The 14,938-nt window shown below is 68.6% G+C and carries 15 protein-coding genes; 7 read left to right on the top strand and 8 right to left on the bottom strand.

Annotation, left to right across the window (positions count from 1 at the left end):
• Nucleotides 1-40: 40 nt before the first annotated feature.
• Together OG990_RS04905 and OG990_RS04900 are read right to left on the bottom strand one after the other, a co-directional pair.
• Nucleotides 41-913 (bottom strand): hypothetical protein, encoded by an 873-nt coding sequence (locus OG990_RS04905; RefSeq protein ID WP_406079158.1) that lies wholly within the window; start codon nucleotides 911-913, stop codon nucleotides 41-43.
• A gap of 327 nt (nucleotides 914-1,240) precedes the next feature.
• Nucleotides 1,241-2,881 carry a RecQ family ATP-dependent DNA helicase gene (locus OG990_RS04900; protein WP_406079157.1) on the bottom strand — a complete coding sequence of 547 codons (1,641 nt, stop codon included), beginning with the start codon at nucleotides 2,879-2,881 and terminating at the stop codon, nucleotides 1,241-1,243.
• 27 nt (nucleotides 2,882-2,908) lie between these two features.
• On the opposite strand from OG990_RS04900, the gene OG990_RS04895 reads away from it, so the two are divergent.
• Nucleotides 2,909-3,085: a hypothetical protein gene (locus OG990_RS04895; protein ID WP_406079156.1), complete on the top strand. Its 177-nt coding sequence runs from the start codon at nucleotides 2,909-2,911 to the stop codon at nucleotides 3,083-3,085.
• Between the two features lie 430 nt (nucleotides 3,086-3,515).
• Here the strand turns inward: OG990_RS04895 and OG990_RS04890 are convergent, their stop codons facing one another.
• On the bottom strand, nucleotides 3,516-3,740 hold the full coding sequence (locus OG990_RS04890; RefSeq protein ID WP_406079155.1) for a hypothetical protein: 225 nt from the start codon (nucleotides 3,738-3,740) through the stop codon (nucleotides 3,516-3,518).
• An 87-nt stretch (nucleotides 3,741-3,827) separates the two neighbouring features.
• Here OG990_RS04890 and OG990_RS04885 point away from each other — a divergent pair, with 87 nt between their 5' ends.
• The 5 genes from OG990_RS04885 to OG990_RS04865 all read left to right on the top strand — a co-directional run bounded on the left by OG990_RS04885 (nucleotide 3,828) and on the right by OG990_RS04865 (nucleotide 8,658).
• Complete coding sequence (locus tag OG990_RS04885; RefSeq protein ID WP_386983578.1) at nucleotides 3,828-4,238, top strand: hypothetical protein; 411 nt, start codon at nucleotides 3,828-3,830, stop codon at nucleotides 4,236-4,238.
• Between the two features lie 107 nt (nucleotides 4,239-4,345).
• Entirely contained in the window at nucleotides 4,346-5,545 is a 1,200-nt protein-coding gene (locus OG990_RS04880) for a low temperature requirement protein A (protein WP_406079154.1), read from the top strand.
• Nucleotides 5,546-6,053: 508 nt separating this feature from the next.
• On the top strand, nucleotides 6,054-7,019 hold the full coding sequence (locus tag OG990_RS04875; protein WP_406079153.1) for an alpha/beta fold hydrolase: 966 nt from the start codon (nucleotides 6,054-6,056) through the stop codon (nucleotides 7,017-7,019).
• A 340-nt stretch (nucleotides 7,020-7,359) separates the two neighbouring features.
• Nucleotides 7,360-7,827: a helix-turn-helix domain-containing protein gene (locus tag OG990_RS04870; protein WP_386983584.1), complete on the top strand. Its 468-nt coding sequence runs from the start codon at nucleotides 7,360-7,362 to the stop codon at nucleotides 7,825-7,827.
• 495 nt (nucleotides 7,828-8,322) lie between these two features.
• Nucleotides 8,323-8,658, top strand: coding sequence for a hypothetical protein (locus OG990_RS04865; RefSeq protein ID WP_406079152.1), 336 nt, complete (start codon nucleotides 8,323-8,325; stop codon nucleotides 8,656-8,658).
• A 210-nt stretch (nucleotides 8,659-8,868) separates the two neighbouring features.
• Here OG990_RS04865 and OG990_RS04860 read toward each other — a convergent pair whose 3' ends face one another.
• Nucleotides 8,869-9,795: an IS3 family transposase gene (locus tag OG990_RS04860; protein WP_406079151.1), complete on the bottom strand. Its 927-nt coding sequence runs from the start codon at nucleotides 9,793-9,795 to the stop codon at nucleotides 8,869-8,871.
• Complete coding sequence (locus tag OG990_RS04855; protein WP_406079150.1) at nucleotides 9,792-10,103, bottom strand: transposase; 312 nt, start codon at nucleotides 10,101-10,103, stop codon at nucleotides 9,792-9,794. Before OG990_RS04855 ends, OG990_RS04860 begins: the two co-directional genes overlap by 4 nt.
• A gap of 797 nt (nucleotides 10,104-10,900) precedes the next feature.
• Here OG990_RS04855 and OG990_RS04850 point away from each other — a divergent pair.
• Complete coding sequence (locus tag OG990_RS04850) at nucleotides 10,901-11,122, top strand: transposase (RefSeq protein WP_406079149.1); 222 nt, start codon at nucleotides 10,901-10,903, stop codon at nucleotides 11,120-11,122.
• 7 nt (nucleotides 11,123-11,129) lie between these two features.
• Here the strand turns inward: OG990_RS04850 and OG990_RS04845 are convergent, their stop codons facing one another.
• The 3 genes from OG990_RS04845 to OG990_RS04835 all read right to left on the bottom strand — a co-directional run bounded on the left by OG990_RS04845 (nucleotide 11,130) and on the right by OG990_RS04835 (nucleotide 14,826).
• A complete protein-coding gene (locus OG990_RS04845; protein ID WP_406079148.1) occupies nucleotides 11,130-11,723 on the bottom strand; it encodes a flavoprotein in 594 nt (197 codons plus the stop codon).
• Between the two features lie 421 nt (nucleotides 11,724-12,144).
• Entirely contained in the window at nucleotides 12,145-12,435 is a 291-nt protein-coding gene (locus OG990_RS04840) for a hypothetical protein (protein ID WP_406079147.1), read from the bottom strand.
• Between the two features lie 270 nt (nucleotides 12,436-12,705).
• A complete protein-coding gene (locus OG990_RS04835; RefSeq protein WP_406081662.1) occupies nucleotides 12,706-14,826 on the bottom strand; it encodes a hypothetical protein in 2,121 nt (706 codons plus the stop codon).
• Nucleotides 14,827-14,938 lie beyond the last annotated feature (112 nt).

The following is a 14,938-nucleotide window of genomic DNA, read 5'->3' as shown; positions in this document are numbered from 1 at the left end:
GCGGATGGCTGGCGCCGCCGATGGTGTGGCAACGGTCCGGCTACCCGGCTGCCGCCGGCGCCCGTGCGGCCGTGTTCTCGGCTGCCGCGGCTCTACGTTCGACCAGCAGGAATAGCGCCACGAGGCTGATCAGCCCCCCGGCTACGCAGGTGAGGAACGTGCCGGTTGCGTGGGCGGCGAAGGTTTGGCCGGTGGGCGCCCACTGATCGCCGGACAGGATGGTGGGCATGCTGAGGAAACCGGTGCCGACCATGCCGCCGGCACCGAGCCACGTCGCGATCAGGGGCAGCGTGAACCGCCGCTCCTTGCCCCATCTGTGGACGAGCACGAGTACGCCCAGGACAGCGCACAAGATCTGCATCGCCGCCACAACGTCGCCGAGCCGCAGCCAGACGTCCCGCGGCCCGGGGTGCAGCCCGACGGTAGCGCCGAACGCCCAGGACAGCCGCAGGCCGGCCAGGCCGGTGGCCAATACTGCGGCTGCCCACGCCAACGGAACCTGCGCCAGGTGCGTTGAACCCGCCGGCACCTGCCCCACGGTGCCCAGCAGAGCAGTGCGGAACCGGGCCCACGCGTAGACCGGGAAGGCGACCGCGAGTCCGGCGCCCAGCACGATGAAGCTGCCGTAGACGATGACGAAGGTCCACGGCTCGAGTGTCGGTTCAGTGCCATCTGCAGCCGTGGTTGGGGGTGCCCACCAACCGGCAGCCACGAATACCGCGGCCGCCGGCATGAGGACGATGAACGGAGCGAGCAGCCCGGCGCCGACCCACATCGGCACAGCGATCAGCCAAAGTGGGATGCGCATTCCCCAGGAACGTACCGTGGCCAGCGCCACGATCGCCCCCACGATGCCGAGGCCGGCGGTACTGATGTTGCCGGCCATCCAGTCAGCACGGGCGAGTCCGCGCATCTCGCTGATGCCGAGTCGATCGACGCTATCGCCAACGGGAGCGGCGCGAAGACGACCAGGATCAAAGATCTGGGTACGGACGCCGTTTCCTATGAAAGCGACGGCGCTCGGGTGCTGGCCGTCGCCGTGCCCTACGAGAAGGAGCTGCGACTGCTGTTGTTCACCGGCCCAACGATCGTGCCGCAAAGCAAGTTCGCCGAACTCGCGCAGCAGGTCATCTCCCAGATCTGAGTGCCGGGGCGCCGCTCGGACAGGACACACATCTCAGGCTGACGCCTGTCTTGCCGCGCGAGCCGAGCCGGGGACCAGGGCTGCCCGGGTGGTGTTTCAGCGGCTTTTCGCCTCCATCGCCAGCAGGCCCTGCGCCTGGACGACGGGGAGCGACAGGGTCTTGTAGCCGACATCGTCGAAGAGCACGGTCATGCGGTCGTTCTCGTAGCCGAGGACCATGCCTGATCCCCATTTGGCGTGCCGCACGGTGCTGTGGAGTGGGTACGGCCCATCATCCGGTAGCACTTCTGAGGTGCCGCCGTGGCAGTTGTCGCAGTGCCCGCAGGGGCGGCTCATCTGCTCTCCGAAGTAACCCAGTAGCGACTGCATGCGGCAACCCCGACTCTCGGCGAAGCGGCGCATCATGTCGGTGCGGGAACGCTGCCCGGCCTGATAGCGGCCGTACTCGGCCAGTGCCTCCCGCGCCGCCTGATCGGGCAGGGGCGCGTATCGAGCGACGTTCAGTTCGCCCCTTGGCCCCGTCGTCACCGCGCCGACCTGCTCAAGCAGAGCGATGTGGCTGGCGACCTTGCGCTGGCCAAGACCGGTGACCTTTGCCAGCGCGGTGCGCGTCACCGAGCCGCTGTGCAGGACCGCTGCGACAGCCCGCAGCTCTTCCAGCTCGGGTGCCCCACCGGTGAAGAATCGTTGCAGGGCGACGTCCTCGGCTCGGTAGAGCAGCAACGCCTGTGCTGGCTCACCGTCGCGCCCTGCACGCCCGATCTCCTGCAAGTAGCTGTCCGGTGAGTCGGGCAGCGCAACGTGCGCCACCCACCGGATGTTCCGCTTGTCGATGCCCATGCCGAACGCCGACGTGGCGACCATGATCGACACCCGGTCAGCAAGGAAATCGTCGTGGCGGCGGTGACGCATGCCGGCCGCCATGCCGCCGTGATAGGCCTGCGCGGAGAAACCCGCGTCGGACAGCCGCTCCGCGAGTTTCTCGGCGGCACGGCGAGTCGGCACATACACGATGCCGGGCGGGTCGGCCGCCTTAAGCATGGCGAGCAGCTTGCGCCAGCGCTGGTCCTCACTGGGGCAGTGCGTAGCCGCGACGAAGAGATTCGGACGGTCCAACCCGGATAGAACGAGCCGCGGCTTACGCATGCCGAGCCGCGCGGTGATGTCGTCGCGCACCGGCGGCGATGCCGTGGCGGTCAGCGCCACAACCGGCGGGCGGCCCAAGCCGCGGATCAGATGGCCGATAGCGAGATAGTCAGGGCGGAAATCGTGCCCCCACGACGAGATGCAGTGCGCCTCGTCAACCGCCACCAACGCCGGGTGTAGCGCGCGGATCTCGGCCAGCCGCTGCGGCGAACTGAGCTGTTCCGGCGTGATGAACAAGAACTTCGCGGCGCCCGAACGCAGCTCGGCCAGCGCTGCCGCCTGTTTGCTCGGGCTCTCCGCGGAGCTGATCCGGACCGCCCGCAACGCCGGATCACGCCGCTCGTTGAGGTTGCCGATCTGGTCCTGCTGCAACGCCAGCAGCGGTGAGATCACCACCGTGGGGCCGCGCAGCAGCGTGGCAGGGACCTGGTACACGGCAGATTTCCCGCCCCCAGTGGGCAGCACGACGAGCGCGTCTCGGCCCGCCAGCAGCGCACGCATCGCGTGCAACTGCGTAGCGCGCAGCTTCTGCCAGCCGAAGTGTCTACGGGCCGCGCGGCGTAGCCGCAGCGAGCGAAAGATCAGCATCATCGCCGGGCATGCTAACCAACAGCAAAGATGAACCTGGATCACCCCAAGGCGTTCGCACGCCTCGTCCTCGGCGACGCCGCCGGGCAAGACATGCCCTCCCCGGCCAGACCGCGTCCCGCGCCGAACGCCGACAGCTACTCCGAGGAGTCGGTGACGATCGCCAACCCGGCGGTGGGCGCCCGGAAGGTACACGTCGACGGGTAATCCGTGCCATCCGGCTCCACCAGCGACAACTACCTCGACGTCTTCACCAACTAAGTCACGGGGGGTGGCGGTGACCGACGCCAACGCGCGGCGCGCAGCGGCACCTCCTGAACGATGCCCGGGTCGGTGACCACCGTGGCCGCCCCGGCCAGCGGCCGGCTGCTTCACGGGACCGTGCAGGTCCGAACATCCTGATTGGCAGCGTGACGTGGTGGTGCGGATCGTCGGCTGAGAGTTCCGCGAAACAAGAGGCCCGTCCCGGGTTAGCGGCCTCCTGCGTTCCGGGCTCAACAGGGTCCGGCGCCAGTTGGCGCTGACGCAACTCAACGAGGCGGAACAAGATCGAGGCGGAGGCCAGGAACCGCGCGATGGAACGCGATCCCGGCCTCCGCATGAGGCAGGGGCCCCCCAGCTCAAAGCAAGCCTCCGGTCAGGCCCCCAGGAACCCACCATCCACGCTGGTGTACGCGTCGCCGTGTACACCGAGGTCCCCCGAGACGCTGCCAATACCATGCACCGTGCCACCCAGGTCGCCCATCACCCCGCTGACCCCCAACCCACCAACAGCGCCGTCCAGCGTGCCGCCAACATCACCGGTCACGCCACCAGCCAGGCCGGTGACACCGTGCACCGTGCCACCCAGGTCACCCGTCACCCCGCTGACCCCAACCCACCAACAGCGCCGTCCAGCGTGCGCCAACATCACCGGTCACGGCACCAGCCAGGCCGGTGACACCGCAGGGTGGGTTATGCCCTCGACGCGGACGAGCTGGACCAGACCTGCGCGCAGCATCCAGACGCCGTGTGCGCGCTGATCTCGGCCGCCTGCACCATCGCTGCCGCCGACGCGCAGATCGCCGTGCTGACCGCTGCCGCGAACCTGCTCGCTGACGTTCACGCCGGCGGCGACGCCGCCACGGTCATGTCCCTGCGCCAGCGGCTCGACCGCGTCGCCGACATCCTCACCCGCGCCCTCGCCCAGCGAGGCACGGCCCCCAGACTTCCTGACACCGGCGACGCCGCCGTCGCCGGCTCCGCACCTTCAGGAGCGGACATAAGTCGCGCACCTAGACCCACCCTCGGCCGTCGACCTCCGCCCACACCTGTCAGGCTTCAGTTGATGCGTTACGGATCGATGTCACATGATCCGTAACCATGCCGGCTAGACGATCTTGAGGGAGAGCTCGGGACTTGGTCGCATAAGCAAAAGCGGACGGATACGCTGATACCGATCCAAGATCGGTAGGAGCGGGCGGGCCGGTGACGACGAGTGGAAGCAACAGACTGGTTCGCAAGCTCGAGGACATCGCGCGAGCGTCGTTCCTGGAGCTGTTCTTCGATGTGGTGTTCGTCTTCGCGCTCCGCGCGCTCGCCCAGCAGCTGCTCAACAATCTGACCTGGTCTGGCGCGTTCCAGACCCTGGTGCTACTGCTGGCCATCGGATGGGTATGGGCCCTCACCGCGCGGGTGACCGGAGAGTTGAACCCGCGGCGGCCGCCGGTACAACTGCTGGTCCTCGCCACCATGGTGGGCGCCCTGGTGCTCTCCGCGGCGGTCCCCGAAGCGTTCGGCAAGACCGGCTTGATCTTCGCGGTCAGCTACCTTGCCATCCAGATCGGCCGCAGTCTGTTCCTCGTGGTCCTGTTGCGGGGCCAGGAGTTGCAGCATGTTGCTGGACGGGCGGTGATCTGGCATGCCGCGACCGGGGTGCCCTGGCTGGCCGGGGCGGTCGCCTCAAGCGGAGTACGCACGGCGCTGTGGACGCTCGCGGTTGTTCTCATCTACGTCGCACGGTGGTTCAGCTACCCCCTGCCACGGCTCAGTCGCCTGGCCGGTGCGCAGGTGCCGGTCAGCGGCGAGTATCTGGCCGACCGCAACCGGGCACTGTTCGTCATCGCCCTCGGCGAGGTGATTCTGGCCATCGGATCGAGCCTCACCGGTCGTGGCTTTGCTACCGACGAGACCGTGGCGTTCGTGGTGACATTCGCCGTCGCGGCGTTGGTCTGGCGGATTTACATTTTCCGTGCCGGCGAAGACGTCGGGCCGGCCATCCAGGCCTCAGCTGCCCCCGACCGTCTCGGCATCCTGGTGGCCTACGCACATCTGGTCATGATTGCCGGCCTCGTCGTCGGCTCGGTCGGCGCCGAACTGGTCATCGACGACCCGCTCGGCCGTCCACGCGCGACCGCGACCGTCACCATCCTCGGCGGGACCGCGCTGTTCCTCGCCGGTCGGACCCTCCTGTCGTACCTGGTATTCAGCCGCCATTATAGAAGTTGTGTTATTGGGCTACTCGCCCTCGCCTGTCTCCTGCCGCCGATGTTGTTCCTGCCACCGCTCGTCAACGCCTTCGCTGCCGGCGCAGTCCTCGCCGGCATCGTCATCGCCGACAACATTCGCGTACGACGGCACCCCGCACCGATCTCCCCACCAGGTCCCCACCGCCCCAGCAACACGTGACAAGACCGCTGCGCCACTCTCCCCGTCATCGTCACGATCGGCGGGTGCGTCGCGCATCATGCGGAACCAATCTGTAACCCATCAAGCGCGGAGTACGACAACCTTCGCCCACACCTCATGTGTGAGGTGAAGCTAGAACGCGCACCAGGAGCCGGTGCAATCTAGTGTCGCGTGTCTGAAGTGATTTGACAGATGGGGTGTGGGACAGTGGGGCATGTCCGACCCGGCCTGGAACCCGCCTACCTCGGCCGCACGCCACAGTGGGCTACATCGGTGGCCAACACGTCGGTTCCACATGATGAGTCGCACTCCGCCGAGTATTCGGTGGGGTTGACGTAACGGAGCAGTGGTCCTTTTGCGTCGCAGACCCGCCGGCTGTCAGCCGAACAGAGGAAGGTCAACGACAACCACGTCCATGGCCGTCGGCGTTGTGGCAGCGTCACCCAAGAGAGGGCGTGACGGAAGCGGCATTCCAGTGCCGCGATCTGCGGTGAGAGGGGATCCCCACATGAGCTCGTCCACCGGCCTGCTCGCCGCGGAGGGCCCCGGCTCCGTCTCGCAGGCTCCGAACCTGCCGAACGGGTTCACGGACACGTTCACCAGCCGGTACGTCGAGGCCGGGGCACTGCGTCTGCACGCGGTCATCGGAGGCGACGGGCCGCCGCTGCTGCTGGTACACGGCTGGCCCCAGACCTGGTACGCATGGCGGCTGATGATGCCGGCGCTGGCCGAGAACTTCGAGGTGATCGCGGTCGATCAGCGTGGTATGGGGCTGTCCGACAAGCCCCGGGACGGCTACGACACCGCAACCGTCGCAAACGACCTTGTGGCATTGATGGACGCGCTCGGCCACCAGCGGTTCGCCATGGTCGGCTGCGACACCGGACTGCTCATCGGCTACGCCCTGGCCGCTGATCACCCCGACCGGGTCGACCGCCTGGCCCTCGGGGAAGCCCCTCTTCCGGGTGTGTCTCCCACGCCGCCACTGTTCCTTCCCGCGCCGCTCAACGAACGCCTGTGGCACATCCCGTTCAACGCACTTCCAGAGGTCAACGAGAAGCTCGTCAGCGGGCGGGAGGACATCTTCTTAGGCGCGAAGTTTTCGGCCGCGGCCGGAAAGAAGAACCTGTCCACCGACGCCGTCAAGTACTACGTCGACCTCCTCGCGGCCGACCCGGAGGCGCTGCGCGGCAGCTTCGAGCTCTACCGCGCTTTCCCGGTGACCCAGGCGCAGAACGAGCAGCGCAAGACCCGGCGGCTGACGATGCCCGTCCTGGCGATCGGCGGAGCGGAGAGCTTCGGCGAACAGGTCGGCAAGACGATGGAACTCGTCGGGGACGACGTGCAAACCGTGGTCCTGCCCGACTGCGCACACTGGGTCGCCGAGCAGGCTCCGGACGCGATGCTCGCCGCCCTGATCGGGTTCCTGGCCCCGTACCGGGACGGGTGGCTCGCGGCCCGCAATCCGCGCTGAGCCTGTCGGGTGCGGTCCGGGAAGCGCGTCGCTTGCTCGACGGAGGTCGCCGGCCGATGCACAGGTTACCGCGCACGTCGGTGAAGGCGGTCGGAGCGATGCAAGGTCCGGGCCCCGAATGCCGCGATCAACATGAGTAGACACGGCAAAGCGACACGATCGATCCGCGTCTGTGAGAGGAATGCCAGGGTCTTCTACGGATGCGATATGCGGCCGAGACGATCAGGCTAGCGTCGCGTGTCTGAAGTGATTTGACGGATGGGGTGTGGGACAGTGGGGCATGTCTGTTGCCACGCCGCTGGTTCTTCGTACTGGTGACGGTGCTCGTCTGCGGGCTCTGGTGCGCTCGTCAACGGCGCTGGCCGGGCATGTGCAGCGGGCGCGGATCGTGTTGCTGGCGGCGGAAGGGCTGTCGAACGCCGAGATCGGCCGGCAGGTCGGAATGACCCGGCAGACGGTGATCTCGTGGCGTGCCCGGTACGGGGCCCGCGGCATCGACGCTCTGGCCGATCTACCCCGCTCGGGTCGGCCGCCGGTCGTGGATGAGGCAGCCGTGGTGGTGGCCACGCTCAACCCGCCGCCGGCCGGGCTGGGGATCACGCACTGGTCGGCCCGGCTGATGTCCGATCACTTGCGCCGAGAAGGCAGGCCGGTCAGCTTCGCCGAGGTGGCCCGGATCTGGCGGGACTGGGGCCTACAGCCGCACCGGATCGAGACGTTCAAGTTCTCCACCGACCCACGGTTGGAGGCGAAGATCCGCGACGTGGTGGGCCTGAACGCCGCTGCTGCTCTCGCCGGGAGAGAGTGATCTCGTATCCCTCGTGCTGGCACACAGAGGACGTGCCTGCTCTCACCAAACCCACCCTGCCACCAGCCCGGGCCGCGATGCCCGACGGCCGCGGCCCCGCTCTTGCGTTGGCCAGGACCTCTCTGTCGCGAAAGTAGGGGGAAGAAGGCCTGGCACGGCGTCCCCGGTGCCGGAGTTCCGACGGGTGCTCCCCGTGCGTTGCTACCGGATCGGCCGACGCAGCCCGTGGCGACTACTCCCCAGTTCACGGCTCCGCCGGTTGCGCTGATCAGCATTACGGTCAGCCCTTCCGGCGGCGGCCGGGTTTGCTGGGAGGCCGCGCGGCGCGGGGACGAGGGAATCCGCCCAACGTCACGACGGCGACTTGATCTATCCGGAAAGTCGAGCGTCACTCGTCGCGGCCGCCGCCCCGGCGAACCCGACAGCGGGTCCCCACACCGCTGGCCAGGGGTGGCGGCCACCCGAGTCGCACCCGCACCGGAAGGGCAGCAGCTGATGTCGCAGCCGCACCGCCGCGCCGTACCGCACCACGTCACCGACGTCCTGCTGTGGCTCCTCGCCACCGACGTCGCCGCCCAACATCTTGCCGACCCCGAACGGCCCGGCCACTGCGCGAACCTGCGCTGCCACGAGGAGGCATACCCGTGCCCGCCGGCACGCGACGCCCAGCATGCCGGCCGGGCCGCGACCCGACCCACGCTGCTCGCCCGCAGCCGGGCGGGTCTCGCACCGGCCGCCGCCGCGGCGGCACGGATCGCCGGCTGGTTCGGACCCCAACAAATCCTGGCAAGGCCACCGCAGCGGCAGACTTCGTCACCGCGAGCCGCCTGACCTTGGCCGCGCAACCTGCGACATCCGCCGCCGTCGCGCCCCCCGTCCACGCCGGCGATGCGACCAGTCGCCGATCCCCACACCAACCGAGAACTTATGAGATCAAGTTGCTCACCATGGGCCAGTGGATGGCACGGCGACCTACGCATTACGAGATCAAATTGCCCACCTCGGTCTACCTGAGTTCCCCCCGCTTTGATGGAGCGGTGGTTACCTGCTGCCGGCTGGCGCAGGGGTGACGATAGGTGGCGCGGCTGGGTCGTGCTGGCGGGTATGCCAGGCGGTCTCGTATTCGTCGGGGCTGAGGTAGCCGAGTTCCTTCTGGATGCGGCGGGTGTTGTACCAGCCGTCGATGTAGGCGAAGATCGCGTTCTCGGCCTCGTCGCGGGTCCGCCAGCTCGTGCGGTAGACGAGTTCGATCTTCAACGTCGACCAGAAGTTCTCCATCAGCGCGTTGTCGAACGAGTCGCCGACAGAGCCCATCGACGGCAGAATCCCGTTGTCCTGTAAGCGCTCCCCGAAGCGGAAAGACGTGTAGTTCGATCCCCTGTCGCTGTGATGGATCAACTGGCCGTCACGGACGTCGCGAGACCAGATGCCGTATTCGAGGGCGGCGAGGATCAGGTCGGTGTCGCAGCGGTCGGAGGTCTTCCACCCGACGATTCGGCGGGAGAACGCGTCGCGGACCGCGGCCAGCCAGAACACGCCCTCGCCGCAGGGAATGCGGGTGGCATCGGCGACCCAGAGCCGGTTCGGCCCGGCGGCGGTGAACTGCCGGTTGACCAGATCCGGCGCCAGCGTGTGCCGTGGATCCTGCTTCGTGGAGCCGCCGCGCCAGCCGCGGCGCAGGAACGCGCCCTGCCAGCCCTGGTCGGCCATCAGCCGCTCCACCCGCTTGCGGCCGACGCGAATGCCGTCACGGCGTAGCTGCCGGTGCACACGGTCCGCGCCGTAGGTGTGCCCGGACGCGGCCCAGATCTCGTGGATGTTGGAGATCAGCCCCAAGTCGACCACATCGCGGTCGCAGGGCCGTTCGGCCTGCTTGACCCACGCGTAGTACGTCGAGGCGCCGATGTTCAGGACCCGTAGCAGGAGCGCGACCGCGAACTGGTCACGGTGTTCATAAATGAACGTCATGACCGTCGCCGGGTCGGGTCGAGCTCCGCCGCGAAATACGCGCTCGCCGCCTTCAGGATCTCGTTCGCCCGACGCAGCTCGGCGACCTCTTTGCGCAGCCGCCGGTTCTCCTCGGCCATCTCGCTGGTGGGCCGGTCGTAACGCTCACCCGCGTCGGCCTCGGCCTGCCGGATCCAGTTCCGCAACGCCTCATGATGCACGCCGAGCTGCTCGGCCAGGCGCCGGATCACCGGCTTCGGGTCCGACTCGCGGTACAAGCGCACAGCGCGCTGACGTAGCTCGTCGGGGTACTTCTTCGGTGCTGCCACGGACGACTTCCTCCCCACGGCCATCAGACCATGATCAAGAAGCTCCATGAAAGCGGGGGTGGCTCACGGTCAGGCCGTGAGCCATAGCCCGGGGGCACCCTTTCGTCACGCGGGCACCGGTAGCGGTAGGTCCAGCTCCTCGATGAGCCAGCGGGCCCCGCTCTGGACCGCAAATCAGGTCACTCAGCCGGGCGGCTGGTGGCGGTTTGGACGCAGAGCCAACCGCCCTGCTCCCAATCTGCCGGGTCGCGGGTTGGCTGATCCTGTTCACCCGGACACCGTCGGCCAAGGAGGTGGAGATCCTTGTCCTGCGCCACGAGAACGCGGTCCTGCGACGGCAGCATCCGAAGCCACGACTGAACTGGGCGGATCGAGCTGTCCTCGCGGCCTTGATCCGGCACCTGCCCCGGGTGTTGCGGGCGCACCGGCTCGTCACTCCGGCCACGGTTCTGGCCTGGCATCGCCGGCTTGTGGCCGCCACTGTACCTACCCGCAACGGCCGGTCGACCGCCGACCGACCCGACGGTCGTAGCACTGGTGGAGCACCTTGCCAGGGAAAATCCAGGCTGGGGCTACCAAAGAATCCAAGGCGAACTGCGCGGCCTCGGCCACCGCCTCGGCGCCTCGGCGCCTCCACGATCCGCCGGATCCTTGCCCGTGCGGGCATCCCCGCAGCGCCTGTCCGTCAGGACCGCACCACCCGGCGTCAATTCCTGCGCACACAGGCCGCAACGACGCTGGCGTGCGACTTCTTCCCCGAGGTCCGCACCTGGTGCGCAGCCAACCATGTCGACCTGGTGTTCCTAACGACCTACGCGTCCTGGCTGAACTGGATCGAAGCCGAGTTCGCCGCCGCCCGATACTTCGCGCTCAACGGCACCGACCACCGCACCCACGCCGAGCAGGACACCGCCATCGGCGCGTACATCCGTTGGCGCAGCTACCGCGCCCAACCGAAATCCGGATTCGCCATCAACTCCAAGATCCGCCACCCGGACTACCCGTTCAAGGCTCCATGATGAGGCGCTAGCCGGACTGCCGCGCCAAGTTGTCGGCGGTGCGCTGTCGCTCTCCGGTGGGCTGTCCGGGGACCCGGGCGAACCGCGTCCAGGCGGAGATCACCTGGACGGCGGCGTGCCACGGAACCGGGTCGGCGACCTCGGAGGGCTCGGCGGGCCGGGTCACCGTCACGCCCCAGTGCCGCAGCCGCTCCAGGCTCTCCAGGAAGGCGGGGTGCTGGGCGAGCGCCGGATCCGGGGCCGGCACGGCGACGACCGGCAGGCCGACGGCGATCGCCTCGTTGAGCAGCCGCAGGCCCAGGTTGTCGTTGAGGCCGTACGCCCACTTGTTCACCAGGTCGAAGCTGGCCGGCACGACGGCGAAGGCGTCGGCCGGCGGCAGGGGATGGAGCGTCTCCGGCTGGTCGTCCTCGCGTACCGGATGGTGGGTGAGATAGGCGAGCCCGTCCCGGTCGATCGAGTCGACCGCGTCCGGGGTGGCGATGAGGTGGACCTCCCACCTCAACTCCTGGCAGGCCGTGATGAACGGTCCGAGCTCGACAGCGGGCTCGGCGTGGCAAACGACGAGGTGCAGGACAGGCGATCGTAACTTCCCGGGCATGGCGCTCCTATCGGCCTGAGAGGTCCCCGGCGCCAGTCGTGGCGAGAGCCGGCTGCGCGCCGGGACGTCGATCGCCCGCGTCACCGGCGATCTCGCCGATCGAGTGGCTCCGGATGTCCGTGTGGATCCCGAAGCCGAGAGTATCGAGCCGGCTGCGAACGCGAGCCGTTATCCAGTGAACCGGCTGGATGGATGTGGCGCCGCTCCATCCGAGGAGCTGACCGAGCGGTCGGCCGGGCGTCCTTAAGTGGAGGAGTCGGCGGCGCGCCGCCGGGAATCAGGTCGCGGACCAGGACGTGCAGGCGGTTGAGGACGCGAATGCGTTCACCGGCCAGGTCGTCACGGCGTTCGGCCAGCAGCCGCAGCTGGGTGGTGTGGTCCTCGGCAGCATGGGCCCGGCTCCAGCGGTGTCCGGGGTCGTCTACCGGGGATCCAGCACGGACGTGAAGATGTCGGATCCGTCGGTGAACGAGACTCGCACTCCGGGGCGTCTCTTTCCATCGGCGGCGACACCGTACGTCGCTACGTCCTTGACGTCGGGGTGGTGCGCGCCGGCCACGACGGCGGTGATGGCTTCGGCCCATTCAGCGGCGGCCTCCGGCGCCTGCGGCACGGCAACCTGCGCGACCTCAGCTTCGCTCCCTGGCCAGGTCCCGGGCGCGTCCGCCGCAGCCGGTCCCGCGCTCGTCCCGCCGCGGACCATCTGCACCATGACCGACACGCCACCCGGCCTCGGGTCCGCGGCCAGGCCGACGGGCTTCGGGCCACCCTCGCTGAACCGGGCAACCATGCTGACCCACTGCTGGCCGGCAAGCAGGTGGGCGAGCCACCCCTCGGCTGGTGGTGTACGCGCCGGGAACCGGCCGCGGCGCCGAGGGCGAACCGCCACGGGCCGTCGCGACCGGCCGGTGGCGGGAGCGGATACGGCGGGCGGGCCCGCACCGGTGATCCGGTACGGGCCCGCCGTCGGCCGCCGTGGCGGCTACTTGTTTCCGGTGTTGCTGACCCGGAACGTGTAGTCCGCGTCGAGGAAGGTCAGGTCGCCGGTCGGCAGGTTGGAGACCAGGACGGCGAAGTCGTCCTGGTTGCCGTTGGCGCACCTGGTCTTCAGGTTGCTGGCGGTGAACTGGTCCCCGGTGGACCGGTAGACCCAGTTGCCCGCGCCGTCGGTGGTCTCCCCCGCCGTGGTGGTGCCGGGCGTGAGGTCACAGTGCGCGACCACCTGGACGGTCCAGTTGTTGTCCTGGGTGCCGGTGGTGGTGAACCAGTCACCGGTCGCCGAGGAGAGGGCGGCGTCGGCGCCGTTGACCCGCACGTCGTCGACGAACCAGCCGGTGTCCAGGTAGGCGGCGTCGGTGGAGTAGCGGAACCGGACGTCGGTGGCGCCCGCCGGCACGGCGGCGGTGAGGTGCACGTAGACCGGGTCGTCCACGAAGTACGCGCCGCCGGAGGTGCCGGTGAGGCCGTTGCCCTCGGTGTTGTTGCCGTGCGGGTTGTCGCCGGTGGTGACGACCTGCCCCGCGTCATTCCGCAGCGGCACGGTGACCCAGTCGCCGCCGACCAGGGCCTCGACGAAGCCGTAGTCCCAGCCCTCCTCGATGAAGTTCCAGCTCCAGAAGTCCAGCGAGGTGACCGGGCCGGCGCTGTCGACGTCGAGGATGTTGTCGGACTGGCTCTCGTAGCCGGCGTACCAGTGGGTGGTGCCGGTGTGCGGGGCGATCGTCGTCTCGTCCTCGCCGTCGAAGGCGAGCGCGACGGTCGGGCCCGGGTTCCGGAACCGCTCGACCGACATGCCGAACGGCACGGCGGTGGTGTCCGGCCGGTTCTTCAGCCGGGCCCACTTCGCCTCCGGGGTGGCTCCCTGGTAGCTGCCCCGGCCCGCCCAGAAGGAACCGTCGGCGATGTCGATGGTCCACGACGTGTCGGCCGGGTCACCGAAGTTGAATGCCTTGATGTCGTAGACCGTCGAGTCCTCGTCGTCCAGGTAGACCGCCACAGACCAGTCCCGGAACAGCGCCTCGGCGCTGCGCAGGTTGGCGCCCGTCGCCGCGTTGAAGGTGTTGATGGCATTCTGCACGCCGGCCATGCCGTCGGCCTGCTCTTCGAAGATGGTCTTGATGAGCAGGTCACCGCCGGCGGCGTCGTACTGCTTGTCCGGGGTGTAGGTGCCGTCGCCGTTGCCGCCGGCCTGCTCCCAGAGGTACTGGAAGTAGGTGAACGCGGCGCCGTAGTTGGCCAGCGTGCCGCCCCACCGGGTCAGCGAGGTCTCCTCGTAGAAGACCTGGTGGTTGGTCAGGTGCGAGCCGCCGGCGTCGAGCCCGTTGAGGAAGATAGCGAAGTCGGCCAGCCCCTCGTCGACCCAGGAGAGCTCGCCCGGGTCGCTGTAGTTGTGCAGCAGGTGCTCCAACTCGTGGGCGACGGTGCCCTCGTACAGCTCGGGCCGGTCGTTGGCCGGGTCGGCGTCGCGCCACGGCGCGTCGTTCGGCCCGACCCGGTTGGCCCAGTCGAGGGCGTCGACCACGATGACGTTCATCCCGTTGCTGTCGATGAAGTCCGGGGCGAAGTAGCCCGCCGTGTAGGACGTCTGCGCGCAGTCGTAGTACGCCTCGTCCTGGATGTTGTAGAGAACCATCACCAGCGAGTCGCTGGCCGGCTCGTCCGGGTCGGCCGCGTCCATCAGGCCGAAGTGCTCCTCGTCCACGGCGACGATCTGGCCGGCGAGCTTGTCGCCGACGTAGTCGATCTGCCCCTGGGTGAGGGCGAACTGGGCCGCCGTGGCGGTGGCGCAGGGGGTGAACCCGTCGCCCGGGTTGTGGTCGAATTGCGGGTCCAGGCTGGCCACCCCGGCCGGCGCGGAGCCGTCCAGCGGGGTGCCCTCCGGGACGTAGATGTAGACCGGGGTGCCGTCGGGGGTGGTGTTGGCGTACACCCGGGTCAGGTCCTGGTTGTACGTCCCACCTGCCGCGCTGTCGTTGATCGGCAGCGTGATGGTCGGCTCTCCGGGAAGGTTCAAGTGGTCGTGCGCCTGTGCGGGGGCCGAGACCGTGAAGGCGAGCGCGGTCACGCCCGCCATCGCGGCCGCGATCCGGCTCGCTCGTTTCATTCGCACGCGGCTGCCTCCTACGGGTGAGGCTGGGCAGATCGGGCCGCCCAGTCGTCGATGTAACACTCTTGAGCCCTGCGACGCTGCCTCAAAACCGCGCCTGACCAGGGAA

It is taken from the genome of Micromonospora sp. NBC_00858, assembly GCF_045207365.1.
Taxonomy (GTDB): domain Bacteria; phylum Actinomycetota; class Actinomycetes; order Mycobacteriales; family Micromonosporaceae; genus Micromonospora.
The sequence above is the reverse complement of the archived record's forward strand: the minus strand, read 5'-3'. Positions and strand labels throughout refer to the sequence as shown.

Coding starts and splice junctions, on each gene's coding strand:
- OG990_RS04905 (WP_406079158.1), bottom strand. CDS start 913: ATGCGCGGACTCGCCCGTGCTGACTGGATGGCCGGCAACATCAGTACC.
- OG990_RS04875 (WP_406079153.1), top strand. CDS start 6,054: ATGAGCTCGTCCACCGGCCTGCTCGCCGCGGAGGGCCCCGGCTCCGTC.
- OG990_RS04860 (WP_406079151.1), bottom strand. CDS start 9,795: ATGACGTTCATTTATGAACACCGTGACCAGTTCGCGGTCGCGCTCCTG.
- OG990_RS04865 (WP_406079152.1), top strand. CDS start 8,323: ATGTCGCAGCCGCACCGCCGCGCCGTACCGCACCACGTCACCGACGTC.
- OG990_RS04900 (WP_406079157.1), bottom strand. CDS start 2,881: ATGATGCTGATCTTTCGCTCGCTGCGGCTACGCCGCGCGGCCCGTAGA.
- OG990_RS04835 (WP_406081662.1), bottom strand. CDS start 14,826: ATGAAACGAGCGAGCCGGATCGCGGCCGCGATGGCGGGCGTGACCGCG.
- OG990_RS04840 (WP_406079147.1), bottom strand. CDS start 12,435: ATGGTGCAGATGGTCCGCGGCGGGACGAGCGCGGGACCGGCTGCGGCG.
- OG990_RS04845 (WP_406079148.1), bottom strand. CDS start 11,723: ATGCCCGGGAAGTTACGATCGCCTGTCCTGCACCTCGTCGTTTGCCAC.
- OG990_RS04895 (WP_406079156.1), top strand. CDS start 2,909: ATGAACCTGGATCACCCCAAGGCGTTCGCACGCCTCGTCCTCGGCGAC.